The following is a 26650-nucleotide window of genomic DNA, read 5'->3' on the forward strand; positions in this document are numbered from 1 at the left end:
ATTGTAGGAGTGAGCCTGCTCGCGAAAGCAGAGTGTCAGTCATAGATGCTCTGGCTGACCTGACGCTATCGCGAGCAGGCTCACTCCTACAGAGTTCGCGGTGTGTTCGGGATTGCGCCCACACAGGAAATCCAGTGTCGGCGGCACAAAAAAAGCCCGGCATCGATGCCGGGCTTCGGGGTCTTCCGCGCTTTAAGCGGCGATGTTGTTGGCCGCCATTTCCTTTTTGTGGCTCGCCTTCAGGGCTTCCATTTGCGCGCCCAGTTCCTCGAGCTTGGCTTTGCCCAGAAGCTTTTGCGCTTTGGGAAACATTTCCTCTTCTTCCTCTTCGATGTGGTGCTCCAGCAGCTCCTTGACCACTTTGACCCGGCCGGCGAATTCCGGGGTGCCTGGATCCGTCTCTTTCAGATCAGGCAGTACCAGCGAATCCACAGTGCGGTGCTCTTCCTTGGCTTCGTAGTACATGATGTCTTCTTCCTTGCTGCCGGCTTCCTTGAACGCGGGATACAGGATCTCTTCTTCCAGGCGGGTATGGATGGTGATTTCCATTTCCAGTTTGCCCAGCAACTCGACGCGTTTTTTCAGCGCACGGTCGGTGGATTCACTCAGTTGGCTGAGGATGGCTTTTACTTTTTCATGGTCGGCTTTGAGAAGGTCGATGGCATTCATTTTTTGTCGCCTCTGCTTTTCACGGATTGAACACAGCGTTCTTTTTTTCGCGCTGCTGTGTATTCAGGGAGAGGCTATCGCATGACTCATGCCAACTCGGCGATCGAGCTTACCCCGCGTAAATAAAGGGCTGGCGTAAAAGAAGGCACAACGCCTTCGTGCAACCTGCAAGAAAACTTCTCGGCGGACATTGCATATAACAAGCCCGGCAAATGCCGGGCTGTGGATGATGCTTGAAACAGGCCTGCGCGGGTGCTTCAGCGGTTGGCCTGCGAAGGCGAAACGCGCCCGATATGCTTGGGTCCCGCCAGTGCCCAAGCGATCAGGCCGAACAGCGGCACGAACACGATCAGCACGATCCACACGCCTTTGCTGCTGGATTTCCCCTGGCTTTTGCGCACCCGGTTGATGGCCCAAAGCTCGATCAGCACGAGAATGACCGCTAACACGATCCACACGGTTTCGATTTGCATAGGCTTAACTCCTGATGGTCTGTGCGTTAGGCGACGAGAGGGGCGTTGGGTTCATTCTTTTTGCCCGGCGGCGCTCACTTGAAAATACCGACTAGAGTTGTTAGCGCGGACACCGCACGTTCGTGTGGGAGCGAGCCTGCTCGCGAAAACGCAGTGTCAGGCACCATCATTTGAAACTGACACACCGCTTTCGCGAGCAGGCTCGCTCCTACAGTTTGCGCAGGCATTCAGCGTGAGACAGGGAGGTTTTCAATGGACGGTTTTCATGGGCATGGCGCCCCGCACTTCATGCGCAGCGCCTTGCTGGTCGCCATGACCAATGCCCTGCTGTTGAGTGACGCACAGGCCGCTTGCGGGCCGCTGGCGGCCGGGGCTTATAGCGTTTCGCAAACGTGCCTTCCCGCCGCCGGCATCGACGCGACCATCGCCACCCAGCCCGGCACAACCATCACCACCACCGCTGGTTCTTCGCTGTTGAGCAGAGGCAACAACGCCAACTCGACATTGAGCCTGAGCGGTACCACGATCAACAGCACACCGCCGACAGCGGCGAATGCCGTGTTCGCCAACGTGATCGGCAGCAGCGGCAATGCCAGCCTGACGCTCGATGGCGGCAGCAACACGGTCAACGTCGGTGGCAACGGGCTGGACGCTTTGGCTATCACCAACGCCGGCACAGGTTCGTCGACGTTCTCGGTCACCCCCGGCACCACGCTGAATATCCTCAACACTGTGGTCGGCAACGAGCACGACGGCATCGACATCAATGGCAGCGGCGGCGGGGCGATCAACGTTAACCATCAGGGCAGCGGTCAGATCACCTTGCTCGGTGGCAACGGCATCTGGACCAAGGCCACTGGCAGCGGCGCGACCAACGTCAATGTCGGCGCCGGGGTGAGCATTCTGGTCAACAACGACGATGCGCTATCCGCTGGCCCGCCGATCGGTGATGAAACCTTGCCGACCGCTGGCATCGGCAACCACGCCGGCGTGCACACCCGCGCAGTCAGTGGCAACACTACCGTGGTCAGCGCCGCCAATGTGCAGAGTGTCGGCATGAACGCTTTCGGGATCTTCACTGAGGGCGGTAGCGGCAACACGCGTTTGACCAACAGCGGAACGATCACCACCAACGGCTTGAACGGTTTTGGCATTCGTTCGTTCTCGACGGTGGGCAGCATCGCCATCGTCAATAACGGCGCGATCACCACCACTGGCGGCGCTGCGCACGGCATCTACGCCAATGACAACGTCGGCGCGACCGGTTCGATCAGTGTCGAAAACAACGCCGAACTCAACGTTGGCAGCACCGCCAATACTGCCGGCTCGCGGGCGATCTACATCATCAAGCGTGGGACCGGCGATGCCAGCGTCACCGGTAGCGGCAATATCAACGTTTTCGGCAGCCCCAACACTACCCGCGCCTACGCAATCATCGTCAGTGCCGAGAACAACACCCTGATCGATTATTCCGGCGATCTGTTCGCCAGCGGCTTCGGCGCAGGCGGCATCCGTGTGGACTCGACCGGCGGCAATGTCCAGGTCAACTATCGCGGCGATCGCATCGAAACCTTGCACAGCAATGGCAACGGCATCTACGCCTCGACGCAGTCGCCCACCGGCACAGTGAATGTCGACGCTGGCGGCACGATCATCACCCATTCGGACGCTGGAACGGGCGATGGCAGTGGCATCGGCGCGTTCGGGATTCAGGCGCTGACCCTCGGCGGCGATGTCGGCATCCGCTTCACCGGCCCGCTGATCGACGTCAACGGCGCGGGAGCGGCGCTGCTGGCCGGTAACGCCTTCAACGGCGGCAGCGGCCTCGGCACGATCAATATCAGCAACAGCGGTGAACTGGTCGCGCGTGGCGATCAGCAGCGTGGCATTCGCACGCTGTCGGTCAGTGGCGCGCAGAACATCATCAACACCGGGACGATCCAGACGCTCGGGGCCAGCAACAGTCAGGGCATTGTCGCCCAGGCCAGCGGCGCGGCGGATGTGACGGTAAGCAACAGCGGCGCGATCAGCGCACGCGGGACCGGCTCCTCGGCCATTGATGCGCTGACCGAGGGCGGCAACGTCAGCGTCAGCAACAGTGCGAGCCTGCAAGGTGGCTGGGCCGACAGCAGTGGGGTCGCCCTGGGCGGCGCCACGCAAACCCTGAACAACACTGGTGTCATCGGTGGGCTCAGCGATTCGGCGGTGCGCGCCGATGCGACCACGCCTGGCAGCACCTTCGCGCTGAACAACACCGGTCAGATCACCGGCTCGGTGAGTGCCGTCAGCGCCAGCAGCACAGTTGCCAACAGCGGCACGTGGATTCTGCGGAATTTTTTCGACAGCAGCGGCAGCGGCACTCGCGACAGCTGGAACGTCGCGGTGAGCAACCTTGGCACGGCGGGCTCCAGCAGTATCGACAACAGCGGCCTGATTCAACTGGCGGCGCAACCGGCGAGCGGCATCGTCAACTTCAGCAGCAGCGGCGCTTATCTGCCGTTGGGGCAAACCGCCAACACGCCGAAACCGGGCGGCGCGGTGCAGGGGCAGATACTCGGCGTCAGCCGTTTCAGCAACAGCGGCACGCTGGATCTGGCGGCGGGCGGTAATACGGTTGGCAATGTCTTGCTGATCAGCGGCGCCAACAGCGCTGGCACCGATGGCGGCGGGGTGTTTGTGTCGAACGGCGGGCGCGTGCTGCTCAACACCACGCTCAATGACGGCGGGGCCAACAGCCTGTCCGACATGCTGGTGGTGGACTCGACGGCAACCGCCAGCGGCGGCACCGGTGTCGTCGTGCGCAATGTCGGCGGGCAGGGCGATCTGACTCAGGGCAATGGCATTGCCGTGGTCGAGTTGCTGAATAAAACCGAAGCCGCGAGCGACGCCAACGCATTCCGCCTCGCCCGCCGTGTGGTCGCCGGGCCATATGAATATCGTCTGCAACAAGGCGCCGAGGATGGCAGCGCTCGGGATACCTGGTTCTTGCGTTCGGATGCGCTGACACCACCGAGCCCACCGGTTCCACCCGGTCCACCCGGCCCGGGCCCTGATCCAGCCCCCGATCCCGGCCCGGCGCCGGTACCCAATTATCGGCCCGAAGTGTCGCTCTACGGCGCCGTGCCCGCGCTGGCGCTGGTTTACGGCCGGACCATGGTCGACACACTTCACGAACGGGTCGGCGAAGAACGCCTGAACCGTGGCGAGCCGTTGCCCAAATAAGATGAGTCGACCCTGGCGCCATCGATGGGCTGGGGCCGGGTGATCTATCGCAGCGGCAAACAGGACGGCGATCGCAAGAATGCCTTGGGCAACACCCCGGAGTACAACTACGACCTGACCGCGTTTCAGGTCGGCACCGATCTCTATCGCAAAGTCCGCCCTGACGGCAGTCACGAACAGGCGGGCCTGTCGCTGTCGGCGGGCACCATCAATGCCGGCGTCAGCCATTACACACGCCGCGCCGCCGGCGAAGACACACTGCGCGCGTATGGTGTCGGCGCCTACTGGACGCACTTCGGCCCGTCCGGCTGGTACCTGGACGGCGTGGTGCAGGTCAATCGTTTCGACATCGAAGCCAAGCCCAATGACCTGGCAAAACTGAAAACCCGTGGCTGGGGCTACACCGCCTCGCTGGAAAACGGCTATCCCTATGAGTTTGATAAAAACTGGTACGTCGAGCCGCAGTTGCAGGCGATCTACAGCTACGTTGATCTGGACAGCAGCGACGACGCCGGCGCCAAGGTGCGTTTCAAGGACGTCGATTCGCTGGTTGGCCGCGCCGGCGTGCGCATCGCCAGGGACTGGGAAACCGAAGGCGTCGACAAGAGCGCGCGGCGCACCAACGCGTGGATCCGCCCCAGCGTCTGGCATGAGTTCAAGGGCCAGCCGAAAACTGAATTTTCCTCTGAGTCGGGTTACATCCCGTTCGAGTCGGACATTCAGGGCACGTGGGGCGAGGTCAATGTCGGGGTCGATTATCAAGCCAACCAACGCACGACATTTACCGCGTCGGCCGGTTATCGGCAGGGCTTTGATGGCGACAGCCATGGTTATGACGCAATGCTGGGTTTCAAAATAAATTTCTGAATGCCGCTGCGGCCTATATCCTCTGCGCCACATGTTTAGGCTGGAACAGGGACAGGGCAATGGCATTCAGGGTGATGGTCGTCGGTGGTTACGGCAATTTTGGCAGCATCGTTTGTCGGCATCTGGCGCTGATGCCAGAGATTGAGCTGCTGTTATCCGGCCGCGATGCGCGCAAGTTGCAGCGCAAGGTCGCTGAGCTGCAGGCGCAATCGGGCCGTCCGTGCGAAGGCTGGTGCGGCGATGCGCTGGGCGCGGAGTTTCAAGCGGCGTTACGCGAGCTGAATATTCAGTTGGTGGTGCACACCGGTGGACCGTTTCAGGGGCAGTCCTACGCCGTTGCTGAAAGCTGCATCGACGCCGGGGTCAATTACTGTGATCTGGCCGACTGCCGCACCTTCGTCAACGGCATTGATGTACTCGACGCCCGCGCCAAGGAGGCTGGTGTGGCGCTGCTCAGCGGTTGCAGTTCGGTGCCGACCCTGTCTTCGGCAATCATCGATCAGCAACGTCAGCGCTTTGCCCGAATCGATTCGATCGAGCACGGCATTTCTTCCTCGGCGAAGATGCCGGGGCTGTCCACGGTCGAGGGCGTGCTCGCCTACGCTGGCAAACCGATCAGGCAATTGAAGAATGGCCAGGTTCACGAAGTATTGGGCTGGCTCGATCTGACCCTGCGCAGCATGCCGCAACTGGGCACGCGGGTGCTGGCCAATGTCGATGTGCCGGACATGGATATTTTCGCTCGCCGCTATGGAGCACAGACGCTGCGCTTCAAGGCCGGCGCCGGCCTGAAACTCGGCGGCGTTGCCAACGCCTTGCTGGCGCAGGCTTTGCGTTTCGGTCTGGTGCGCGATCATCGGCGCTGGGCGGCGCGCCTGCATCGATTGGGCACGTGGTTTGAACGCTTCGGCGATGGCAAGAGCGCGATGTACATTGATGTTCGCGGCATCGGTGTTGACGGCCAGCTGCTGAGCATGACCGCGCAACTCACCGCGCTGAATGACAAAGGCCCGGAAATCCCCAGCTGCGCCGCCGTCGCCCTCGCAACCAAAATGGCTCGGGGTTATGTACCGCAGGCCGGCGCGCGGCCGTGTGTTGGCGAGATCAGCGTCGAGGAATATCTGGCGGCGATCAACGATCCGGCCAATCTGAGCATGTCGGTGCAGTTCGCCGAAGGGCAGCGTTGAGATGGTGTATCTCTGCCTGAAGTACCTGCATGTAATCGCGGCGATTTTCCTCTTTGGTTTCGGCATGGGCTCCTACCTCTACCTGATCGCCGCCAGCCGCACCGGCAACCCGCAAGTGATCGCCCATGTCGCACGGATGGTGGTGCGCTTTGACACGTGGATCACCACGCCGGCTGGGGTTGTGCAGGTCATCACCGGCTATCTGCTGATGCGGCTTTCCGGGCTGTCGATGAGCATGGAGTGGCTGCTGACTTCGCTGATCATTTTCTTCTGTGTGGGCGCGTTGTGGCTGCCGGTGCTGGTGTTGCAAAAGCGTTTGCAGAGCATCGCGCTGAGCGCGGGCGAGGGTGGCCTGGCTCTGGATGATCGCTACGCGAGCACGTACCGCTGGTGGTTCTGGATGGGCGTCGCCGGGTTCGCCGGGATGTTTGTCATCGTGCTGATGATGGTGACGAAGATGACGCCGCTGCAACTGATCGGATCAGCCGTGGGCCTTTAGAAAACGACTTTCGTGATCCGCTGTTGGTAGCAGGCAAGTGTTGTACTTGCCGAACAGCCGATAGCGATTCAGCGCGATGCGATCGTAGGCCCAGTCGCGCAGCCGGCGCGGGAAGATCCGCAGCAGTTTCAGCGGCTGCCAGCGCCCCGGCAATTGGCCGATCACTTGCAGAAACGCATCGGAACGCTCCCAGTAATGCCGGTCGCGAATCACCGCCATGGTGTCGAACTCATCCAGCGGCAAACCGGCCCACGCCAGCAACGCTTGGCCCTCGGGCGATTGCACCGCCGCCAGCCGTACTCGGCGCTGGTGATCGTGGCGTATCAAAAAGCGCGCCCAGCCGTTGCAGAGCTTGCACACACCGTCGAACAGCACCACGGTTTCGCCGGGCTTGAGCAATGGCGCGGGGGTAGGGCGGGTTTTCATGGCAGGCATGTCCTTGGCGGCGGTTGTCGCGATCATAACCTCGATCAACCGGCGCTTGTTCTATAGCGACGGATCGCGGCGGTATTGCCCCGGCGATCTTCCATGAACGCGGCGAAAGGCAGCGCCAAAAGCCGCGTCGGACAGATAGCCCAGCGAAGCGGCGACCGTCGCCACATTGTCCCGACCATTGCGCAAGCGAAACGCGGCCACGCGCATCCGCCAGCGTGTGGCGTATTCGACCGGCGCCAGGCCCATGCGCGTCTTGAACAGCGCAGCGAAACCCGATCGCGACATGCAGGCCATCTCGGCCATTTGCGTCAGGCGCCAAGGCTTCTCCGGAGCAGCGTGAATGGCGCGCAATACGCCGGCAATCGCCGGCTCTCGCATTCCACCGAGCCAGGCCAGTTGTTCGGCATCGGCGCTGTTGATGTGATGGCGCAGCGCATGGATAAAGATCAGCCGCAGCAGGTCGTTGCACATTGCCTGCGAGCCGGCCTGCTGCGAAGGCCATTCGCGGCCCAGTTCATCGAGCAGCCAGCCGAACGACGAAGCGCCTGCGGTCTCGGCGCGAATGATCAGCGAGGTTGGCAGCACCTCAAGCAGCTCCGTCGCGCCTGGACCCGACAACGACACGCTGCCTCCCAGCAACTCGACTCCCTCGCCGACGCCGAACGTCGCCGAGGCACCGTCATGGGCGAAAACATCCGCTGCATTCACCGCTTCGACATCGACGCCGCTGGCGAGAATGAACGGCGTGCGCGAAACCACAAAACAGTCGCCGGCCTGCAGCAACTGCGCCGGCATGCCCTGCATGCGCAGCCAGCATTCGCCACGTCGCACCACGTTGAATTTCAGTTCGATGGGTTGAAAGCGCAGCGCCCAGATGCCACCCGCCTGCAAACGAACCGAACAGGCTGCGCGCAGTTCAGAGAGCGCCAATACGGCAGAGAGTGGATCGCCAGCAGGATTTTGGATGATCACGACAGAAACCTGGATTTATCAGACTGGTTCGTCCCGACAGCTTAGCCAAGAATGAAAGCCTTCGATAGCTCACCCAGGATTACACCTCATGGTCACGCTTCAACAACCTGTGAAATCGCCGTTCAATGCCGCCAGCACAGCGGCCGAAGTCATGGCCGGCATTGATCTGAGGGGGCAGCTCGCTGTGGTCACGGGCGGCTATTCCGGCCTGGGTCTGCTGACGGTGAAAAGCCTCGCTGCGGCCGGGGCGCAGGTCATTGTGCCGGCCAGAGATACCGCGCGGGCCGAGGCGGCGTTGACCGGGATTGACGGCGTCAGGGTAATGCCCATGGATCTGATGCAGGCCGGGTCAGTGGCGGCGTTCAGTCGGGATGTGGTCAGCGCGGGCCAGCCAGTGTCGTTGCTGATCAACTGCGCCGGGGTCATGGCCGCACCGTTGCTGCGCGATGCCGATGGCCACGAGAGCCAGTTTGCGACCAATCATTTGGGCCACTATCGCCTGACCTGCGGCCTCTGGCCGGTGCTGGTCAAGTCTGGGCAGGCGCGGGTGCTGTCGGTGTCTTCACGCGGGCATCAGATTGCCGGGGTGGATTTTGACGACATCGATTTCTTGCAGCGCCCGTATGACAAATGGCTCGCTTATGGCCAGTCGAAAACCGCCAATGCCTTGTTTGCCATCGCACTCGATCAGCGTGGACGTAGCGATGGCGTTCGCGCGTTCTCATTGCATCCGGGGCAGATTCTGACGGATCTGGCACGGCACTTGAGCACGGCGGAACTCGCCGCCTTCGATGCGCTGGATGAACAGGGTCGGCCACGGCTGGATCCGCACAACGGTTTGAAAACTGTCGAGCAGGGCGCCGCTACCGGGTTGTGGTGTGCGACCAGTGCGCTACTTGCGGATTTGGGTGGTGTGTATTGCGAAGACTGCAATGTTGCGCCGATCAATGACCCTGAAACAGGCCGCAAGGGTGTGGCGCAATGGGCGGTGGATGCCGGGTTGGCGGAGCGACTCTGGGCGGTTTCGGAGCAATGGACTGGGCTCACGGTGGCATGAATCGAGTCAAAGGCCAAAAGCCCCTCACCCTGGCCCTCTCCCGGAGGGAGAGGGGACTGACCGAGGTGTTCAGTAGAGATACGCCGACCTGAAATACCGAGCCGAACGCAGGATTTGAACAGCCCCCAAATCGGCTCCCTCTCCCTCGGGAGAGGGCTGGGGTGAGGGGCTGCCGCGCCGCCGTAACCCAGTCGTACCCAAACACAACATTTCGCCTGCGCACCGCCATCGCGCTTCAGCCCGGTCGGATCAATCCCCCAGCTTCGCCCAGAATTCCTCCGCCGAATGACTGATCGGAGCCGTCGGGCGAGTCAGATGAATTTCCAATGGAATGTCCCAGCTTTCATCCAGTGCCCTGACCAGACGCCCATCGGCCATTTCCTGTTCTGTCAGGCTTTTCGGCAGCCAGGCGACGCCTTTGCTTTCCAGCGCCATCGACATCAGCACCGCCGCCAGATGGCTGCTGAACAGCGGTTTCAAGTGCAGATAATCGGCTTTGCCGTGCAGCCTGTGGGCGACAATTCGGCCCAGGCCGGATTCGTGGGTGTAGGCTAGATAGGGCAGGGTTTCGGGCGAAGTGCCGAATTGCGCCGAAGCGCTCGCCAGCGGGATGAGTACATCCTCGCCGACCTTCTTGCCAATGAATTGATCAGGCGCCAGCAACGGCGGTACGTCGGGGTGGCGATGGCATAGCAGGAACTGCACCTGGCCCAGAATCAGCATCTGTTCGCACACGGCCATGCTGTCGGAATGCAGGCGAACCGCATCGATCGGCGCACCCCTTTCGGCACTGCGCAACCAGCGCGGGAAGAAGGTGAATGACAGCGAATGAGTGGCCGCAAACTGCAAGGTTTTCGCGGCCATGCCCGCCACTTCCTGAGCTTCGGAACGCATGCGGTACAGGCGTCTGGCCGCTTCCTGAGCACTGGGCAAAATCTGCCTGCCGGCCTCGGTCAACGTCGCGCCTTGCGGGGTGCGCACGAACAATTCCACGCCCATCCAGTTCTCCAGCGAACGCACTCGGCGACTGAACGCCGGCTGCGTCACATGGCGCGCTTCAGCGGCCCGGACAAAGCTGCCGTACTCGGCCAGCGCTGAAAAATCCTCAAGCCAAACCAGTTCCAAGGGCAATGCCTCCTGTGCATAGGGCGCGGCATTAATAGCATTGGGCGGGTGTCGTCGCAAAGCATAACGTTGGGCCACCACAACAAGAGGAACCCGTCATGCGTATCGTCGATATCCGTGAAAAAACCGTTTCCATCGCTTCCCCGATCGCCAATGCCTACATCGACTTTTCGAAGATGACCTGCTCGGTCGCCGCGGTCATTACCGACGTGATCCGTGACGGCAAACCGGTCATCGGTTACGGCTTCAACTCCAATGGTCGCTACGGTCAGGGCGCGTTGATGCGCGATCGTTTTCTGGCGCGGATCACCGAAGCCGACCCGGAAACCCTGATCGATCACGAAAACAATAACCTCGATCCGTTCGCCATCTGGAAAACCCTGATGACCAACGAAAAACCCGGCGGGCATGGCGAGCGTTCGGTAGCGGTCGGCACCATCGACATGGCGGTGTGGGACGCGGTGGCGAAGATCGAAGGCAAGCCGCTGTATCGCCTGCTTGCCGATCGTTATCGCGATGGCGTGGCCGATGACAAGGTCTGGGTGTATGCGGCGGGTGGCTATTACTACCCGGGCAAGGACCAGAGCAAACTCAAGGCTGAAATGCAGGGCTATCTGGATCGTGGCTACGACGTGGTCAAAATGAAGATCGGCGCGGTGCCGCTGGACGAAGATATTCGCCGCATCGAAGCGGTGCTCGAAGTGGTGGGTGACGGCCAGCGACTGGCGGTCGACGCCAACGGCCGCTTCGATCTGCAGACCGGTATCGCGTACGCCGAAGCGATCAAGAAGTACAACCTGTTCTGGTATGAAGAGGTCGGCGACCCGCTGGATTACGCGCTTCAGGCCGAGCTGGCCAATCACTACGAACTGCCGATGGCCACCGGCGAAAACCTGTTCTCTCATCAGGACGCCCGCAACCTGTTGCGCCACGGCGGCATGCGCCCTGACCGCGACTACCTGCAATTCGACTGCGCGCTGTCCTACGGGCTCGTCGAGTACATGCGCACCTTGAAAGTGATGGAAGAGCTGGGTTGGTCTTCGCGTCGCGTGGTGCCGCATGGCGGTCACCAGATGTCGCTGAACATCGCTGCCGGCCTGCACCTGGGCGGCAACGAATCGTACCCGGACGTGTTCCAGCCATTCGGCGGGTTTGCCGATGGCATCCGTGTGGAAAACGGCTATGTCGGGCTGCCGGATATCCCGGGGGTCGGCTTCGAAGCCAAATCTGCGCTGTATGCCGTCATGCGTGAACTGGGCGAGCGCTGATTCAGTTTCATCTGCGGCCTCGTTTGCCGAGGCCGCACTTTCAGGCGTCATCCTGGGCGCCAAAGCCACATGCCCACCACAACAATAAAATGAGGTGCTTCCGTGGAAACTTCAAAATCGCGCTGGTACAGCCAGCTCTATGTGCAGGTGCTGATCGGCATCGTCATCGGCGCTGCCATCGGATACTTCGTGCCGGACATCGGCGCCAAGCTGCAGCCGTTTGCCGACGGTTTCATCAAGCTGATCAAGATGCTCCTGGCGCCGATCATTTTCGGCACGGTGGTGGTCGGTATCGCCAAGATGGGCAGTATCAAGGAGGTCGGTCGCATCGGTGTGAAAGCGCTGATCTACTTCGAAATCCTCTCGACCATTGCTCTGGTCGTCGGCTTGATCGTGGTCAACGTCGTCAAGCCCGGCGCCGGCATGAACATCAACGCCGGCACCCTCGATGGCAGCGCCATCAACAAGTACAGCCAGGCGGCGAGCGAGCAGGGCGGTACTGTCGATTTCTTCCTCAATATCATTCCGCAGACCTTCCTTGGCGCCTTCTCCAACGGCGTCATGCTGCAGGTGATTCTGTTGTCGGTGCTGATGGGCGTCGCCTTGGTGCAAATGGGCGAAACCAGCAAGCCGCTGATCAACACCATCGATCTGTTCCTGCAAGGCCTGTTCAAGATCGTGGCGATGGTCATGCGCCTGGCGCCGCTCGGTGCCGGTGCCGGTATGGCGTTCACCATCGGCAAATATGGGATCGGCACGTTGCTGTCGCTGGGGCAGTTGCTGGTCGCGCTGTACATCACGACGTTGATTTTCATTGTTGTGGTGCTGGGTGCGGTGGCGCGATGGTCGGGCATGCCGCTGATGCAGTTTTTGCGCTACTTCAAGGATGAAATCCTGATCACCCTGGGCACCTGCTCGACCGAAGCGGTGCTGCCGCGAATGATGATCAAACTGGAAAAGCTCGGCTGCAAGAAATCCGTGGTCGGCATGGTCCTGCCGACGGGTTACACCTTCAACGCAGACGGCACCTGCATCTACCTGACGATGGCGGCGATTTTCATTGCCCAGGCGACCAACACGCCGCTGACCTTCATGGATCAGATGATTCTGCTCGGCGTATTTCTACTCACGTCCAAGGGCTCGGCCGGTGTGGCGGGAGCAGGGTTTGTGACACTCGCGGCCACCCTCACCACCATTCACTCGATACCTCTGGTGGGCCTGGTGTTGCTGTTGGGCATCGATCGCTTCCTCAACGAGGCGCGAGCCGTGACCAACCTGATCGGTAACGGCATCGGCACCATCGCCATCGCCAAATGGGACAAGTCGTTCGACGTCGAAGCGTGCGAGCGGGAAATCGCCGCCATGAAGCAGGACAAGGCAGCGCGCAAGTCGCTGCTGGCGCACAAGTAATCTGCCAACGTGGCGGTCTTCCTCTGTTGGCGATCCGGCTTGCTGACAGAGGTTCTAATCGGATACCGGACGGGCTGCCTCGGTTGACACTCCTTTCGTTCTCATGAAATATATAGTGCACTATACAATAGCGAACTATGAAATGAGCTCGAACCGAAATCACGTGGGAACGCAGCTGTCGTTTTCACTCTATGCCGCAGCAAACCGGGTCGTGCGATTGCACAAGCCGTATCTGGAACCGCTGGGCATAACCTTTCCGCAATATCTGGTGATCCTCCAACTTCTGGATGGCGCGCCACTGTCGGTGGGCGAACTCGGTACTTACCTGGCCATGGATGCGGGAACCATCACGCCGCTGCTCAAACGGCTGGAAAGCGCCGGGCTGGTCACGCGCAAGCGCGATCCGGCAGATGAGCGCCGCGTGCTGATCGACCTGACGCCCGAAAGCCGGGCCATGGAAAACGACATCAGAGCCATCACCGGCAAAATCAAGACGGCCTGCCAGCTTGATGAGCAGGGGATTGAGGCGCTTCGTCTGACGCTGGATGCGCTTGCCCATCCGGCGGCCGACTGAGCCATGACTGAAGACAAACGCGCGCTCAACCGGGCGATAACACACGTACCAGAGAGGGTATTGAAATGAACATCGGAATCATCGGCGCCGGCCACATCGGCGCGACGCTGGCGCGCAAGCTGGCTGCGTGCGGTCATCAGGTCAAACTGGCCAATTCGAAAGACCCGCAAAGCATTCAGGCGCTCGCTGAAGAAGTCGGTGCCAGGGCTGTCACCAAAGAGCAGGCGGTGTCCGACGTCGACGTGATCATCCTGTCGATCCCTTTCGCCCGATACCCTGATCTGAAGCAGACGCTGAGCCAGGTTCCCGAGCAAGTCGTGGTCATCGACACCTCCAATTACTATCCGCAGCGTGACGGGGCGATCAAGGCAGTGGACGAGGGCAAACCTGAGAGCGTCTGGGTCAGCGAGCAGATCGGCCGCCCGCTGATCAAAGCGTGGAATGCCGTACTCGCCGCTACGCTGGCCGATCAAGGTCAACCTGCCGAATCCGCAACTCGCATCGCCTTGCCAGTCGCCGGCGATGATGTGCGTGCCGAGGCGATCGCGCAGGATCTGGTCGAAGAAACCGGATTCACCGCGCTCGCTGCGGGCAGCCTTCAGGACTCATGGCGTCAACAACCCGGGACCCCGGCTTACTGCACCGAACTGACTTTGCCGGAACTGAAACAGGCGCTCGAAGCTGCGGACAAGGCCCGCGCGCCGCTGAACCGTGATGCCTTGATGGCCCGATTCATGGCGCCCGACACTGAGTTCACCCGCGAGCAGATGGTTGCGATCAATCGGGAAATGACTGCCTGATTAGCGAGCCGACACGTTCAGGTCTGAAGTCGATGAATTTCAACAACCAGCCCCTCCGAAACATCCGGGGCACGAAAGTAGCTGGTGATCAGATCGAATTCGGCGTCGGTCGCCGCGAACTCATGCTCGGCGCGTGCATTGCGCTGATGCAGTCGGCGCCGGCAGGTGTCATCGTCGACTTCGAGGTAGTGCAGCCGATGAGCAACCTGCGCCGCGTCTGCGAGGCCGCGCAGCCATTGACGATCGGTCGGGGTATTGGCGGGGAAATCCAGCACCACGGCAACTCCCGCAGCGAGCATGTCCGTTACCAGCGGGCCGAGAACCTGACGGATCTGCTTCGCATGGCGGACGTAGTCGGCAACCGAATTGATCTGCTCAGGGTAAAGCCTGGCCAGCCAGTGATCTTCGCTCAGCAGAATGGCTGAGTGTTCAGCCTGTAACGATCGGGCCAGCGTGGATTTTCCAGCAGCGATTTTGCCGCACAAGAGATGGAGCACAGGTGTTGGCATCGGACAGTTCCTTCTTCCGAATTGGGGTGTTTCAACTTCGATGGTTTTAACCCGGAAAAGCACGCTTAAGCCAGTCGCAAGCGACGGTTATTTGTGGTTGCTGTGAAAAAGTGAGGCCTGTGATCAGGCCTCATTTGCGTTTTACGAACTCACCTGCAACGTTTCAACGCCGCGCCGTGCGCGTACTCACATCCACCCAGACCGCCAACACCAGAATGCTGCCCTTGACGATCATCTGCCAGTAACTGTCGACGTCGAGCATGGACATGCCGTTATCCAGGCTGGTGATCACCAGCGCGCCGAGGAGGGCGCCGTAGACGGTGCCGGAGCCGCCGCGCATGGAGGTGCCGCCGATGAAGCAGGCGGCGATGGCGTCGAGTTCGCCCATGCTTCCGGCCGACGGTGAGCCAGCGGCGAGGCGTGCAGTGTTGACCACACCGGCGAGGGCGCACATCACGCCCATGATGCCGAAGATCCACAGTTTGACCGCCTGCACATTGATCCCGGACAGGCGCGTCGCTTCCATGTTGCTGCCGACCGAATAGACCCGGCGGCCGAACACGGTCTGGCTGGTGACGTAGCTGAACACGCCGAGCAGAATTAGCAACAGCAGGACCGGCACCGGAATGCCGTCATAGCTGTTGAGGGTCTGGACGAAACCAGCGAGCACCGCGCCGATCACCAGCACGCGCACAACATCACGCACCAGTGAATGCGCCGCCAGGCCATGCAGGGCGCGATTGCGCCGTTGTTTCCAGGTCAGAAAAATCGTCAGCACGAACAGCAGCACACCCAGGCCGGTGCCGATCGCGTGGGGCAGATAACCCTGGCCGACATACACCAGCTCCGGCGATACCGGGGCGATGGTAGTGCCGCCGGTGATCCCCAGCAGAATGCCACGAAACGCGAGCATGCCACCGAGGCCGACGATAAACGACGGGATGCGTAAATAGGCGGCCATGTAGCCATTGGCAAGCCCGATGACCAACCCGCACAGGGCAACCAGGCTGAGATTCGCCAGCAGCGGAATGTGATAGACCACGTCGAGGATCGCCGCGAGTCCACCGAGCAGGCCGAGCAATGAGCCGACCGACAAATCGATCTCGCCGCTGATGATCACCAGCACCATGCCGCAGGCGAGAATTCCGGTAATCGACATTTGCCGCAGCAGGTTGGAGAGGTTGCGCGGGGTGAGGAAGCCGCCCTCGGTCTGCCAGCTGAAGAACAGCCAGATCAGCACCACGGCGAATACCAGCGCGAGCATCTTGTAGCGGGTGAACAGTTGTTTGACCTGATTCATTTACGCGGTTTTCCGATCATTATTGTTATGGCTGCCCGGCTGGCTGAGGGCGGCGGCGAGCACCTGTTCCTGGGTCAGTTCATGGTTGACGAAATCGCCGCGCAACTGGCCCTCGCCGATCACCAGCACGCGGTCGGACACGCCGAGCACTTCGGCCAGTTCCGACGAAACCATGATGATCGACACACCCTCAGCGGCCAGCGCGCCCATCAACTTGTAGATCTCGTACTTGGCGCCGACATCCACGCCTCGGGTCGGCTCGTCGAGAATCAGTACGCGCGGTTTGGCCAGGAGCATCTTCGCCAGCACGGCTTTCTGCTGGTTACCGCCCGACAAACTGGTGATCGGCAGGGACGGACTTGCGGTCTTCAGATGCAGGCGGGAGATTTCCCGGTCGATGCAGCCCAGTTCGGCTTCGGCATCGATGCGAGTCATTTTCGAATAGCTTTCGAGCACGGCGAGGGTGATGTTCTGGCCGACACCGAGGTCGGGAATGATGCCTTGGCGCTTGCGGTCCTCGGGCACCAGACACAGGCCGGCGCGGATCGCTTTCAGCGGCGTGCGCGTGTCGATCGGTTGGCCGTCCAGCCAGACTTCGCCTTCGTGACGGCCGGGGTAGGCGCCGAACAGCGCGGTGACCAGTTCGGTCCGGCCGGCGCCGACCAGTCCGGCGATGCCGAGAATTTCGCCGCGTTTGAGGCTGAAGGAAATGTCGTCGACCCGTTTGCGCTTGGGGTTGTCGATGTCGTAGCAGGTAATGTGGCGCGCCTCGAAAATCACCTCGCCGATCTCGTGCGGCTCGCTGGGATAAAGGTTGCTCATTTCGCGGCCGACCATCTGCGTGATGATCTGCGGGATGTCCATGTCGGCCATGGCGGTGGTGGCAATGTGTTTGCCGTCGCGGATCACCGAAATGGTGTCGCACACAGCGGCAACTTCATCGAGCTTGTGCGAGATATATACGCAGGCCACACCCTTGGCTTTGAGGTCGCGGATGATGTCCAGCAGCACCTCGATTTCCGAGCGGCTCAGGGCGGAGGAGGGCTCATCGAGGATCAGCAGACGCGCCTGTTTGTTCAGGGCCTTGGCGATTTCCACCAGTTGCTGATAACCGCCGCCGTATTGCGAAACCGGTAGCGAGACGTTCATGTCCGGCACTTTCAGCTCACGCATCAAGGCTTCGGCACGGTGGATCATCGCCGGGTAGTTCATGCGCCCACCGGGCAGCGTCAGCTCATGGCCCATGAAGATGTTTTCGGCCACCGACAGGTCGGGAACCAGGGTCAGTTCCTGATGAATGATGACGATGCCGGCGGCTTCGGTTTCGCTGATCGATTGCGCCCTGAGCGGTAGCCCGTCCCAGAGGATTTCACCGTCCCAGGTGCCATGGGGATAGACCGCCGAGAGGATCTTCATCAGCGTCGACTTGCCGGCGCCATTCTCGCCACACAGGCCCACGCATTCACCGGGCCTGACCTTGATGTCGATGCCGTTGAGCGCTTTGACACCGCCGAAGGTTTTGACGATGCCGTTCATTTGCAGCAGATAGTCGGACATGGAAAAGGCTCGTATACCAAGGACTCAAACACCAGACCTGTAGGAGTGAGCCTGCTCGCGATAGCGTCAGTGCAGATACTGCTCGGCTGGCTGACCCGCCGCCATCGCGAGCAGGCTCACTCCTACAAGGGTTTCGGACAAACCGTCCGGATCACTGCCCGGCGATTTGCGCCTTGGTGTAGAAGCCATCCTGTTCGAGCAAGTCGATGTTGTCCTTGGTCAACGGCGTTGGCGTGAGCAGGATGGTGTCGACTTTTTTGCTGCCGTTGTCGTACTGCGAGGTGTAGGCCGGTTTCTCGTTGCGCGCCAGTTGCACGGAGAGCTTGGCCGCTTCGGAAGCGATGAGTTTCAGCGGCTTGTACACGGTCATGGTTTGCGTGCCGGCGATCACCCGTTTGACTGCTGCGAGGTCGGCGTCCTGGCCGGAAATCGGCACTTTGCCGGCCAGTTGCTGCGCGGCCAATGCCTGGATGGCGCCGCCAGCGGTGGCGTCGTTGGAAGCGACGATGCCGTCGATTTTGTTGTTGTTACGGGTCAGGGCGTTTTCGACGATGCTCAGCGCTTCGGTCGGGTTCCATTCCTTGACCCACTGCTGGCCGACGATCTTGATATCGCCCTTGTCGATGGCCGGTTGCAGCACTTTCATCTGGCCTTCACGGAGGATCTTCGCGTTGTTGTCGGTGGGCGCGCCACCCAGCAAGAAGTAATTGCCCTTGGGCGCCGCTTTCAGCACGCCGCCGGCCTGCATCTCGCCGACCTTTTCGTTATCGAAGGAGATATAGGCGTCGACATCGGCGTTGAGAATCAGCCGGTCATAGGACACGACTTTGATTCCGGCCTTCTTCGCCTCGGCCACGGCGTTGGTCAACACGGTGGCGTTGAACGGCACGATGACGATCACGTCGACGCCGCGAGAGATAAGATTTTCGATCTGCGAAATCTGCTTCTGCTCGTTGGCATCGGCTGATTGCACAAAGACCTTGGCATCCATTTTTTCCGCCGCCGCGACGAAGTAATCGCGATCGCGCGACCAGCGTTCCAGACGCAGGTCATCAATGGAAAAACCGATTTTCGGATGGGTAGCGTCAGCCATTACCGGCAGGGCCAACAATGCCAGGGCACTGGCCAACAGCGTACGTTTCAAGTTCTTCATGGTGGTGCGTCCTTTTATTTTTGTTGGAAAGACACGGCCTGACGATGAATCGGGCTGGTAGAACTGTAGAGAATCTGCCGACGCAACAGGCACAGAATTGTCGTGCAATTGTCACAGCGTCGTTGCGTCGGCGGCCTCCCTTGGCGATCAGCGATAGAGGTAGCGATTGACGATGTTTTCCAGCATTTCCTGACGACCACTGACGGCTTGCGGGTTCAGTTCGTTGGTGAACGCGTGCTCGGCCAGCGACTCAAGATTGAAGTCGCCCGCCATTACCGCTTGCCCGAACGGCTGACGCCATCCGGCGTAGCGTTGGTCCTTGAGCACTTGCAACTGGTCGTTCTCAACCATTGCGGCGGCGCGTTCCAGCGACAGGGCGAGGACATCCATGGCACCAACGTGGCCGTGGAACAGGTCGATCTCGTCGAGGCTCTGCCGGCGCACCTTGGAATCGAAGTTAAAGCCGCCATTCTTGAAGCCGCCGGCCTTGAGGATTTCATAGGTGGCGAGGGTCATTTCCTCGACGCTGTTGGGGAACTGGTCGGTGTCCCAGCCGTTCTGCGGATCGCCCCGGTTGGCGTCGATGCTGCCGAAAATCCCCAGGGAGGCGGCGGTGGCAATTTCGTGATGGAAGCTGTGACCGGCGAGGGTCGCGTGGTTGGCTTCGATGTTTACCTTGATTTCCTTTTCCAGACCGTACTGCTGGAGAAAGCCGAACACCGTGGCGCTGTCGTAATCGTACTGGTGCTTGGTCGGCTCCTGCGGTTTGGGCTCGATCAGCAGATCGCCAGTGAAACCGATCTTGTGCTTGTGCTCGACCACCATGCGCATGAAGCGCCCGAGTTGTTCCCGCTCGCGTTTCAGGTCAGTGTTGAGCAGGGTTTCGTAGCCTTCGCGGCCGCCCCATAACACGTAGTTGGAACCCTTGAGGCGATGGGTTGCGTTCATCGCGCTGAACACTTGCGCCGCAGCGCAGGCGAACACTTCCGGATCGGGATTGCTCGCGGCACCGGCAGCAAAGCGTGGGTTGCTGAAGCAGTTGGCGGTGCCCCAGAGCAGCTTGATGCCGCTCTGTTCCTGATGTTGCTCGAGGCGATCGACCATTTGCCCGAAGTGTTCGCGGTACTCCTTCAGCGAGTTGCCCTCGGGGGCGACGTCCGTGTCGTGAAAGCAGTAGTAATCGATGCCCAGTTTGCTGAAGAACTCGAACGCGGCTTCAGCCTTGCCGATGGCCAGTTGCATCGGTTCGCCACTGCGTTGCCAGGGGCGTTTGAAGGTGCCGGCACCGAACACATCGGAGCCCGGCCAGACGAAGGTGTGCCAGTAGCAGGCGGCCATGCGCAGGTGTTCGCGCATGGGTTTGCCGAGGATCAATTTGTCGGCGTCGTAGTGGCGGAAAGCGAGGGGCGAATCACTGTTCGGGCCTTCGTAGCGAACCGGCTCGATATTGGGGAAATACTGCATGGACCTTGTCCTTGTTGTTCTTGGCGGTGTCTCGATACTAGCAACGGCCCCGTGCCTGCTGATTATGAAAAGCCTCAACAGCGAGTGCGATTTTGCGTATTGAGCTTCTGCGCTTGCAGGCCTAGTCTGTGCTCATCGTCGCTGCGACAAGGCGGCCCGGAACAGTACAAAAAAAATTTGAGGCCGCTTTCGCGAGCAGGCTCGCTCCCACACTGAATTTGTGTCGTTCATAAAACCGTGTGGGAGCGAGCTTGCTCGCGAATGGCTTGACGCAAAATCCGGAACCTGAATGAAAAGCCTACCGCCCGTGCACCGCATCGCCCTGTTGTTCAACGGCAGCAAGATCTATGACCGTGGAATCATCAGCGGCATCGGCAATTACCTGAGCAGCACCCGCGCTTCCTGGGACCTGTTTCTGGAAGAGGATTTCCTCTGCCGCTTGAAGGGCATCGAGCGCTGGCAGGGGGACGGCATCATTGCCGACTTCGACGATCCGCTGATCGGCGAGGCGCTGGCCGACATTCATTTGCCGGTGGTGGCGGTGGGCGGCTCCTACGAGGACGCACGCGCCTATCCGAAAGCGATCCCCTACGTTGCCACTGATAACAACGCATTGATCACTCTGGCTTATTCGCATCTGGTCGAGGCGGGGTTGCAGCGCTTTGCCTGTTTCAGTCTGCCGGAGGCGCAGGCCAATCGCTGGGCGCAGGAGCGGGAAAAAGCCTTTCGCAAACTGATGCAGCGCGACGGCCTGCACGCTGAGATCTATCGCGGCATGGGCACCAGCGCACCGCTGTGGGACAGCGCCGTTGAACAACTGATCGCCTGGCTGCACAGCCTGCCCAAACCGATCGGCATCATCGCCGTCAGCGACGCCCGCGCCCGGCAGTTGCTGCAAGCCTGCCTGACCGCGGGCATCGCCGTGCCGGAGCAGGTCGCGCTGATCGGCATCGACAACGATCCGCTGACCCGCAGCCTGACTCGCGTGCCGCTGAGTTCGGTAATTCAGGGCACCGAAACCATGGGCCGCACCGCCGCGCAGTTGCTGCACCAGATGCTCCACGGCATGCCGTCCACCGGTACGCAAATCCTGATTCCGCCGGACGCGGTCAATGTTCAGGTGTCCAGCCTGCATCAACCGCTGGGCAATCCCTACGTCATGCAAGCGCTGCTCTTCATCCGGCAATATGCCTGTCAGGGCATCAAGACCGCGCAAGTGGCGGCGTATGTCGGCGTGTCGCGCTCATCGCTGGAAGCGCATTTTCGTGCCGAGCGCGGTTGCAGCGTGCATGACGAGATTCTGCGTTTCAAACTGGCGGCGGCTACCAGCAGTTTGAAGAACACCGATGCGGCGATTGCCGACATTGCTCAGGCCTGCGGCTTCAAATCGGCGCAATATCTGCACACGGTGTTCCGTCGTGAGTTCGGCTGCACGCCCCGTGAGTATCAGCAGGGCGGGGCATAGCGCTGCGAATGGCTCACGCCAGCGCAGCGGCACTGGCTCGGGAACGCCAGGCAAACGCCAGCACCATCAGCAATCCCAGTGCCGCCATCGCCGCGCCGGCCAGAGAAATTGCCGGATAGCCCAACCCGGCGTTGATCACCGCGCCACCCACTGCTGCGCCGATCGCGTTGCCGAAGTTGAACGCACCGATGTTCACCGCCGAAGCCAGATTGGGCGCATCCTTGGCCGCTTCCATCACGCGCATTTGCAGCGGTGGCACCAGGGCGAAACTGGCGATACCCCAGATCAGAATGGCCACGGCGGCCGGCAGTGGCCAGCGCATCAGCACAGTGAACGCCAGCAAAACCACGATCAATGCGCTCAGCGACACAATCAGGGTGCGATCGATCGAACGGTCGGCAGCCTTGCCGCCCCACATGTTGCCCAGCGTCAAACCGATTCCGAACAGCACCAGCATCCCCGTGATGAACGCGGCGGAGGCGTGCGTCTCGCTGCTCAGGATCGGCGCGATGTAGGTGAACACCGTGAACATCGCACTTGAGCCGACCACGGTCAGGGCCAGCGCGGCGAGCACCGGACCGCGGCCCAGTACACGAATTTCCGCCAGGGCACCCGCGCCTTGCGGTGCTTTCAGGTTGGGCAGGGCGAACCACAAGGCGATCATGGTCAGCACGCCGAGGCCGGTAATGCCCCAGAACGCCGTGCGCCAGCCAAACAGCTCACCAAACCAGGCCGCCAGCGGCACACCACCAATGGTCGCCAGAGTCAGGCCCATGAACATCGCCGCGACCGCACCGGCGCGTTTTTCCGGCGCGACCACGCTGGCTGCGACCACCGAGCCCACCCCGAAAAATGCACCGTGATTGAGCGAGGTGATCACGCGGGCGACCATCAGGCTGTAGTAGTCGGTGGCCAGCGCCGACATCAGATTACCCAGGGTGAAAATCGCCATCAGGCCGATCAGCAGATAGCGCCGGGGAATTTTGCCGGTGGTCAGGGTCATCAGCGGCGCGCCGAGCAGTACGCCCAACGCGTAGGCACTGACCAACAACCCCGCAGCGGGGATGGAAACGCCGAGATCGGCAGCGATACCGGGCAACATGCCCATCGGCGCGAACTCGGTGACGCCGATGCCAAAGGCGCCGACGGCGAGTGCAACAAGTGGTGGATTGATACGCATGGAAAGTCTCCTCATCTATGCCGCCAATGCTACGATCCATCGTTTTCAGGCGGTAGATGGCGATTTTGGCAATCACCTTTGCGTAAGAGGCACGAATGGACTTCAACGGCAGATCAGGGGAAATGAGCGTGTTCGTCACCGTGGCGCAGGAGGGCAGCCTCTCAGCGGCGGCGCGTGCGTTGGGGCTGACGCCTTCGGCGGTCAGTCGGATCATCGCCCGCGCCGAACAGCGACTCGGCACTCGTCTGTTGCTGCGCACCACCCGCGCGCTCACTTTTACCGCCGAGGGCGAAGCGTTCCTGCGCGGTGCCCGACGGATTCTGGCCGACATGGACGAGGTCGAGGAAGCCATTGCCGACCAAGGCGTGCCGAAGGGCCGATTGCGCGTCAGCGCCGCCCTTGGCCATGGACGGATGACCATCGTGCCGTTGGTCACAGCCTTCAGTGCTCGTTACCCGAACATCGTCGTCGACCTCAGCCTCGGCGACGAGGTGGTCGACATCCTCGGCGGCCAGGCGGACGTCGCCATACGCTTTGGCCATCTACCCGACAGTCCACTCACCGCCCGCCGGCTCGGCCACACCGGGCAAGTCGTGGTGGCATCGCCCGACTATCTGCGACGTCACGGCACGCCTGTCGAGCCGGAAGACCTGCTCAAGCACAACTGCCTGCGCTTCAACTTCCGCCGCGCCGAAGCCAACTGGCCGTTTATCCGCGATGGCAAGGAGTTTTCCCTGAAGGTCAGCGGCAACATCGAATGCAGCAGCGGTGAAGCACTGGCCCAATTTGCCAGACTCGGCGCCGGCATCGCGCGCATTGGCGAGTTCACCGTCAGGGAAGACTTGCAGCGCGGCGACCTTATCCCGCTGCTGCAAGCCTGGAACCCCGGCGATGAGGAACCGATTCATGCGGTGTTCGTCGGTGGCGCGGCGATGCCGGCGCGGGTGCGGTTGTTTGTGGATTTCTTGTTGGAGCAGCATCGGATGTAGGCGGCGTCTGCGGTCGTTGTCGTGCTGACCAAGGTTTGAGTCGACTGTGCTATCAATAGGTTTCGAGTCGATGAGGAGAAGCTGATGATGAGCAACTGCCGAACCGCACTGATAACAGGTGCAACCAAAGGCATTGGTTTCGCGCTCAGTGCCCAGTTGCACCAAGCGGGGTGGAACGTGGTCGGTATTGCCCGACATCCGATTGATGATTTTCCCGGGAAGCTATTGCTCGCGGATTTAAGCGACGTCCAACAGACAGGCGAGATGCTCGGGACTCTGCTGGAGCAGACACCGATTGATGCCGTGGTCAATAACGCCGGCGTTGCGACTGCGCAAAGCCTCGAAACGCTCGATCTGGAAACGCTGCAAAAAGTCTTTGATTTGAATGTCAGAGCCTCCGTGCAAGTTACCCAGGCTTGCTTGCCGTCGCTCAAACGGTCTGCTGCTGGTCGCATCGTCAATGTGTGCAGCCGTGCCATTTATGGCGCCCGTGACAGAACGGCTTACGCTGCTGCAAAAAGCGCTCTGGTCGGCATCACTCGTACATGGGCGCTTGAATTGGCGCCGACGGGCATCACCGTCAATGCCGTCGCGCCAGGCCCTATCGACACCGAGCTTTTTCGCAAAACGCGCCCGGTGGGAAGTGACGGCGAGCGGCAAATAATCTCTACCATTCCGATGCAAAGATTGGGAACGCCCGCCGAAGTTGCCTCGCTCATTACTTTCCTGCTGAGTGCACAAGCTTCGTTCGTGACTGGGCAGGTGATCAGTGTCGATGGAGGCGGAAGCCTCGGAGGTAAATAGCGGACAGGCATATTTTGCGAATTTGCTGTGATAAGTGCGCGGTACATGGAACTGACAAGCAAGGAGCCTTTTGATGAGTATTCAAATACAAATCGCAAAAGATGCGGATGCGCCGGCTATCAGTGAAACGATCATCAAGACGCTCCGTGAGAGCAATGCCCGCGACTATCCACCCGATATCATTGATCGAGTGATTGACAGTTTTTCGCCCTCGAAGATCCTTCGCTTGTTGGCTGAGCGTCAGGTGCTGGTCGCTGCGCTCGACAATCAAATCGTCGCAACGGCAAGTCTCGATCGAGACGTTGTTCGAAGCGTATTTGTCGACCCGGACTATCAAGGAATGGGTGTCGGAAGACAGCTGATGAAGAGCATTCAATCACTCGCCATGGACGCAGGTTTCCACCTGCTGCGCGTTCCTTCCTCAGTCACCGCAGAAGGCTTCTATGCTTCGCTCGGCTTCAAGAAAGTCAGAGATGAATTTCATCAGGAGGAGCGCACGATCATCATGGCGAAGACGCTGGCACGTTAAAAGATCAATGCGAAGACACAAACGGTGAAGCAGTCGTCGGTGCCGGCAACGCATAGGCCTGTTTCATCCACGCCACTTCCGCTAGCGGTGTGCGGCCGAAGAGGCGTTTGAAGTCGCGGCTGAATTGCGAGGCACTTTCGTAACCGACCAGAAATGCAGATTTTGCCGCAGTCAGGTCGTTGCGCAGCATCAGCAATCGCGCCTGGTGCAATCGCGTCGACTTCAGATACTGCATCGGCGAGGAATCGGTGACCTTGCGAAAGTGCAGATGAAAATTCGGCACGCTCATCTGCGCCTCTTCGGCGAGGGTCTCTACGTCGAGGTGCTGGTGATAGCAACTGTGGATCTTGTGGATGGCGCGGGTCACTTTGCCGAACTGGCCTTGCTGGGCGATGGCGGCGCGCAGGGTGCCACCTTGTTCGCCGGTGAGGATGCGGTAGTAGAGCTCACGCAGCATCGCCGGGCCGAGGATTCGCGCGTCGGCATCGTTGCTCATCACTTCAAGAAAGCGCAGGGTCGATTGGCGTAGCGGTTCGTCGAGCGGCGAGGCGTACATGCCCATCGGCTGGGACGTGGGGAAATCCCACAGCTCATCCACTTGCTGAATCAGCTCGCCAGCCAGGGCGAAATCCAGACGCACGTACACCGCGAGCATCGGCTCCGTTTCGCTGGCGTCGGTTTCCATGGTGAAGGGTACCGGGACCGACACCACCAGATAGTGCTGCGCGTCGTAGACGTAGACATCATCACCGAGATAACCGCGTTTACGCCCCTGACAAAGGATCACGATGCCCGGTTCATACAGCACCGGCGTGCGTGTCAGCGGTCGGTTGGAGCGCAGGAAACGCACATCGTCCAGCGGGGTGAGGTTGTAACCTTCCAGCGGGGCGAGCTGGCTCATCAGCTGGACCATGCGTGTTGTGAGCGGGTCTTTCGGTTTTGGCATGGACTTGTGGGTTCTCCCTGTGATTGGCGCGTTTGAACGTGTCTGGCTGATTGGAGGGGTGTCAGACAGAGCCCTCACCCTAGCCCTCTCCCAGAGGGAGAGGGGACTGACCGTGGTGTTTGGTCGGGATATGCCGACCCTAAAAATCGCGCCGAATGCTGACCGCGCTGTTCTGGCGTAATAAGCCCTGCGGAAA

24 protein-coding genes and 1 pseudogene are annotated in these 26650 nt (G+C 60.7%); 13 read left to right on the plus strand and 12 right to left on the minus strand.

Annotated elements, in window-relative coordinates; genetic code table 11:
- Positions 1–192 precede the first annotated feature (192 nt).
- Positions 193–669 carry a hemerythrin domain-containing protein gene (locus J2Y90_RS16815; protein WP_227974277.1) on the minus strand — a complete coding sequence of 159 codons (477 nt, stop codon included), beginning with the start codon at positions 667–669 and terminating at the stop codon, positions 193–195.
- A 257-nt stretch (positions 670–926) separates the two neighbouring features.
- Positions 927–1142 (minus strand): PLD nuclease N-terminal domain-containing protein, encoded by a 216-nt coding sequence (locus tag J2Y90_RS16820; RefSeq protein ID WP_253500925.1) that lies wholly within the window; start codon positions 1140–1142, stop codon positions 927–929.
- A gap of 252 nt (positions 1143–1394) precedes the next feature.
- Here J2Y90_RS16820 and J2Y90_RS16825 point away from each other — a divergent pair, with 252 nt between their 5' ends.
- From J2Y90_RS16825 to J2Y90_RS16840, 4 genes are read left to right on the plus strand one after another with little or no spacing between them, the layout of a single operon-like run.
- Positions 1395–4364 carry an autotransporter outer membrane beta-barrel domain-containing protein gene (locus J2Y90_RS16825; protein WP_253500926.1) on the plus strand — a complete coding sequence of 990 codons (2970 nt, stop codon included), beginning with the start codon at positions 1395–1397 and terminating at the stop codon, positions 4362–4364.
- Positions 4365–4388: 24 nt separating this feature from the next.
- On the plus strand, positions 4389–5231 hold the full coding sequence (locus tag J2Y90_RS16830; RefSeq protein ID WP_253500927.1) for an autotransporter family protein: 843 nt from the start codon (positions 4389–4391) through the stop codon (positions 5229–5231).
- A gap of 59 nt (positions 5232–5290) precedes the next feature.
- Positions 5291–6418: a saccharopine dehydrogenase family protein gene (locus J2Y90_RS16835; protein ID WP_253500928.1), complete on the plus strand. Its 1128-nt coding sequence runs from the start codon at positions 5291–5293 to the stop codon at positions 6416–6418.
- Position 6419: 1 nt separating this feature from the next.
- On the plus strand, positions 6420–6917 hold the full coding sequence (locus tag J2Y90_RS16840) for a DUF2269 family protein (RefSeq protein WP_253500929.1): 498 nt from the start codon (positions 6420–6422) through the stop codon (positions 6915–6917).
- Here J2Y90_RS16840 and J2Y90_RS16845 read toward each other — a convergent pair.
- Entirely contained in the window at positions 6900–7352 is a 453-nt protein-coding gene (locus tag J2Y90_RS16845; protein WP_253505195.1) for a thiol-disulfide oxidoreductase DCC family protein, read from the minus strand. The genes J2Y90_RS16840 and J2Y90_RS16845 overlap by 18 nt on opposite strands.
- 51 nt (positions 7353–7403) lie before the next feature.
- Positions 7404–8324, minus strand: coding sequence for an AraC family transcriptional regulator (locus J2Y90_RS26635; protein ID WP_253500930.1), 921 nt, complete (start codon positions 8322–8324; stop codon positions 7404–7406).
- Between the two features lie 88 nt (positions 8325–8412).
- Between J2Y90_RS26635 and J2Y90_RS16855 the strand changes: the two genes are divergently transcribed.
- A complete protein-coding gene (locus J2Y90_RS16855; protein ID WP_253500931.1) occupies positions 8413–9381 on the plus strand; it encodes an oxidoreductase in 969 nt (322 codons plus the stop codon).
- A 249-nt stretch (positions 9382–9630) separates the two neighbouring features.
- Here the strand turns inward: J2Y90_RS16855 and J2Y90_RS16860 are convergent, their stop codons facing one another.
- Positions 9631–10506 carry a LysR family transcriptional regulator gene (locus J2Y90_RS16860; protein WP_253500932.1) on the minus strand — a complete coding sequence of 292 codons (876 nt, stop codon included), beginning with the start codon at positions 10504–10506 and terminating at the stop codon, positions 9631–9633.
- A gap of 98 nt (positions 10507–10604) precedes the next feature.
- Between J2Y90_RS16860 and J2Y90_RS16865 the strand changes: the two genes are divergently transcribed.
- From J2Y90_RS16865 to J2Y90_RS16880, 4 genes and pseudogenes are all read left to right on the plus strand, one after another.
- Complete coding sequence (locus J2Y90_RS16865; protein WP_253500933.1) at positions 10605–11774, plus strand: mandelate racemase/muconate lactonizing enzyme family protein; 1170 nt, start codon at positions 10605–10607, stop codon at positions 11772–11774.
- Positions 11775–11876: 102 nt separating this feature from the next.
- Positions 11877–13184, plus strand: a complete 1308-nt coding sequence (gene dctA, locus J2Y90_RS16870; protein ID WP_253500934.1) for a C4-dicarboxylate transporter DctA — start codon at positions 11877–11879, stop codon at positions 13182–13184.
- A 142-nt stretch (positions 13185–13326) separates the two neighbouring features.
- On the plus strand, positions 13327–13758 hold the full coding sequence (locus tag J2Y90_RS16875) for a MarR family winged helix-turn-helix transcriptional regulator (protein ID WP_253500935.1): 432 nt from the start codon (positions 13327–13329) through the stop codon (positions 13756–13758).
- A gap of 50 nt (positions 13759–13808) precedes the next feature.
- Positions 13809–14558, plus strand: a pseudogene (locus J2Y90_RS16880) (NADPH-dependent F420 reductase); the annotation flags it as partial.
- A 17-nt stretch (positions 14559–14575) separates the two neighbouring features.
- Here J2Y90_RS16880 and J2Y90_RS16885 read toward each other — a convergent pair.
- From J2Y90_RS16885 to xylA, 5 genes are all read right to left on the minus strand, one after another.
- Entirely contained in the window at positions 14576–15067 is a 492-nt protein-coding gene (locus J2Y90_RS16885; protein WP_253500937.1) for an AAA family ATPase, read from the minus strand.
- A 163-nt stretch (positions 15068–15230) separates the two neighbouring features.
- Positions 15231–16367 (minus strand): sugar ABC transporter permease, encoded by a 1137-nt coding sequence (locus tag J2Y90_RS16890; protein WP_042610199.1) that lies wholly within the window; start codon positions 16365–16367, stop codon positions 15231–15233.
- Positions 16368–17924, minus strand: a complete 1557-nt coding sequence (gene xylG / locus J2Y90_RS16895; protein WP_253500938.1) for a D-xylose ABC transporter ATP-binding protein — start codon at positions 17922–17924, stop codon at positions 16368–16370.
- Positions 17925–18075: 151 nt separating this feature from the next.
- The gene (gene xylF, locus J2Y90_RS16900; RefSeq protein ID WP_016774327.1) at positions 18076–19077 is read right to left on the minus strand and encodes a D-xylose ABC transporter substrate-binding protein; all 1002 of its coding nucleotides are present in this window, start codon (positions 19075–19077) and stop codon (positions 18076–18078) included.
- Between the two features lie 147 nt (positions 19078–19224).
- Positions 19225–20541, minus strand: coding sequence for a xylose isomerase (xylA, locus tag J2Y90_RS16905; RefSeq protein ID WP_253500939.1), 1317 nt, complete (start codon positions 20539–20541; stop codon positions 19225–19227).
- A 289-nt stretch (positions 20542–20830) separates the two neighbouring features.
- On the opposite strand from xylA, the gene J2Y90_RS16910 reads away from it, so the two are divergent.
- Positions 20831–22006, plus strand: a complete 1176-nt coding sequence (locus J2Y90_RS16910) for a XylR family transcriptional regulator (protein ID WP_253500940.1) — start codon at positions 20831–20833, stop codon at positions 22004–22006.
- Between the two features lie 13 nt (positions 22007–22019).
- Here the strand turns inward: J2Y90_RS16910 and J2Y90_RS16915 are convergent, their stop codons facing one another.
- Positions 22020–23186 (minus strand): MFS transporter, encoded by a 1167-nt coding sequence (locus tag J2Y90_RS16915; protein ID WP_253500941.1) that lies wholly within the window; start codon positions 23184–23186, stop codon positions 22020–22022.
- A 95-nt stretch (positions 23187–23281) separates the two neighbouring features.
- On the opposite strand from J2Y90_RS16915, the gene J2Y90_RS16920 reads away from it, so the two are divergent.
- The 3 genes from J2Y90_RS16920 to J2Y90_RS16930 all read left to right on the plus strand — a co-directional run bounded on the left by J2Y90_RS16920 (position 23282) and on the right by J2Y90_RS16930 (position 25508).
- A complete protein-coding gene (locus J2Y90_RS16920; RefSeq protein ID WP_253500942.1) occupies positions 23282–24175 on the plus strand; it encodes a LysR family transcriptional regulator in 894 nt (297 codons plus the stop codon).
- 87 nt (positions 24176–24262) lie between these two features.
- Entirely contained in the window at positions 24263–24979 is a 717-nt protein-coding gene (locus J2Y90_RS16925) for an SDR family oxidoreductase (RefSeq protein ID WP_253505198.1), read from the plus strand.
- A gap of 73 nt (positions 24980–25052) precedes the next feature.
- On the plus strand, positions 25053–25508 hold the full coding sequence (locus J2Y90_RS16930) for a GNAT family N-acetyltransferase (protein ID WP_253500943.1): 456 nt from the start codon (positions 25053–25055) through the stop codon (positions 25506–25508).
- 4 nt (positions 25509–25512) lie between these two features.
- On the opposite strand, the gene J2Y90_RS16935 is transcribed toward J2Y90_RS16930, so the two are convergent.
- Entirely contained in the window at positions 25513–26454 is a 942-nt protein-coding gene (locus J2Y90_RS16935; RefSeq protein ID WP_253500944.1) for an AraC family transcriptional regulator, read from the minus strand.
- Between the last annotated feature and the right edge of the window lie 196 nt (positions 26455–26650).

The organism is Pseudomonas koreensis, from assembly GCF_024169245.1.
Taxonomy (GTDB): Bacteria; Pseudomonadota; Gammaproteobacteria; order Pseudomonadales; family Pseudomonadaceae; genus Aquipseudomonas; species Aquipseudomonas koreensis_F.

Bases quoted from the DNA above. Each gene is read 5' to 3' on its own strand.
- J2Y90_RS16835 (WP_253500928.1), top strand. From the start codon at position 5,291: ATGGCATTCAGGGTGATGGTCGTCGGTGGTTACGGCAATTTTGGCAGC.
- J2Y90_RS16865 (WP_253500933.1), top strand. From the start codon at position 10,605: ATGCGTATCGTCGATATCCGTGAAAAAACCGTTTCCATCGCTTCCCCG.
- J2Y90_RS16915 (WP_253500941.1), bottom strand. From the start codon at position 23,186: ATGCGTATCAATCCACCACTTGTTGCACTCGCCGTCGGCGCCTTTGGC.
- J2Y90_RS16830 (WP_253500927.1), top strand. From the start codon at position 4,389: ATGGGCTGGGGCCGGGTGATCTATCGCAGCGGCAAACAGGACGGCGAT.
- J2Y90_RS16925 (WP_253505198.1), top strand. From the start codon at position 24,263: ATGAGCAACTGCCGAACCGCACTGATAACAGGTGCAACCAAAGGCATT.
- J2Y90_RS16875 (WP_253500935.1), top strand. From the start codon at position 13,327: ATGAGCTCGAACCGAAATCACGTGGGAACGCAGCTGTCGTTTTCACTC.
- J2Y90_RS16885 (WP_253500937.1), bottom strand. From the start codon at position 15,067: ATGCCAACACCTGTGCTCCATCTCTTGTGCGGCAAAATCGCTGCTGGA.
- J2Y90_RS16890 (WP_042610199.1), bottom strand. From the start codon at position 16,367: ATGAATCAGGTCAAACAACTGTTCACCCGCTACAAGATGCTCGCGCTG.
- J2Y90_RS16910 (WP_253500940.1), top strand. From the start codon at position 20,831: ATGAAAAGCCTACCGCCCGTGCACCGCATCGCCCTGTTGTTCAACGGC.
- J2Y90_RS16815 (WP_227974277.1), bottom strand. From the start codon at position 669: ATGAATGCCATCGACCTTCTCAAAGCCGACCATGAAAAAGTAAAAGCC.
- xylA (WP_253500939.1), bottom strand. From the start codon at position 20,541: ATGCAGTATTTCCCCAATATCGAGCCGGTTCGCTACGAAGGCCCGAAC.
- J2Y90_RS16930 (WP_253500943.1), top strand. From the start codon at position 25,053: ATGAGTATTCAAATACAAATCGCAAAAGATGCGGATGCGCCGGCTATC.
- xylF (WP_016774327.1), bottom strand. From the start codon at position 19,077: ATGAAGAACTTGAAACGTACGCTGTTGGCCAGTGCCCTGGCATTGTTG.
- J2Y90_RS16845 (WP_253505195.1), bottom strand. From the start codon at position 7,352: ATGCCTGCCATGAAAACCCGCCCTACCCCCGCGCCATTGCTCAAGCCC.
- J2Y90_RS16920 (WP_253500942.1), top strand. From the start codon at position 23,282: ATGGACTTCAACGGCAGATCAGGGGAAATGAGCGTGTTCGTCACCGTG.
- J2Y90_RS16855 (WP_253500931.1), top strand. From the start codon at position 8,413: ATGGTCACGCTTCAACAACCTGTGAAATCGCCGTTCAATGCCGCCAGC.
- J2Y90_RS16840 (WP_253500929.1), top strand. From the start codon at position 6,420: ATGGTGTATCTCTGCCTGAAGTACCTGCATGTAATCGCGGCGATTTTC.
- J2Y90_RS16935 (WP_253500944.1), bottom strand. From the start codon at position 26,454: ATGCCAAAACCGAAAGACCCGCTCACAACACGCATGGTCCAGCTGATG.
- xylG (WP_253500938.1), bottom strand. From the start codon at position 17,924: ATGTCCGACTATCTGCTGCAAATGAACGGCATCGTCAAAACCTTCGGC.
- J2Y90_RS16820 (WP_253500925.1), bottom strand. From the start codon at position 1,142: ATGCAAATCGAAACCGTGTGGATCGTGTTAGCGGTCATTCTCGTGCTG.
- J2Y90_RS16825 (WP_253500926.1), top strand. From the start codon at position 1,395: ATGGACGGTTTTCATGGGCATGGCGCCCCGCACTTCATGCGCAGCGCC.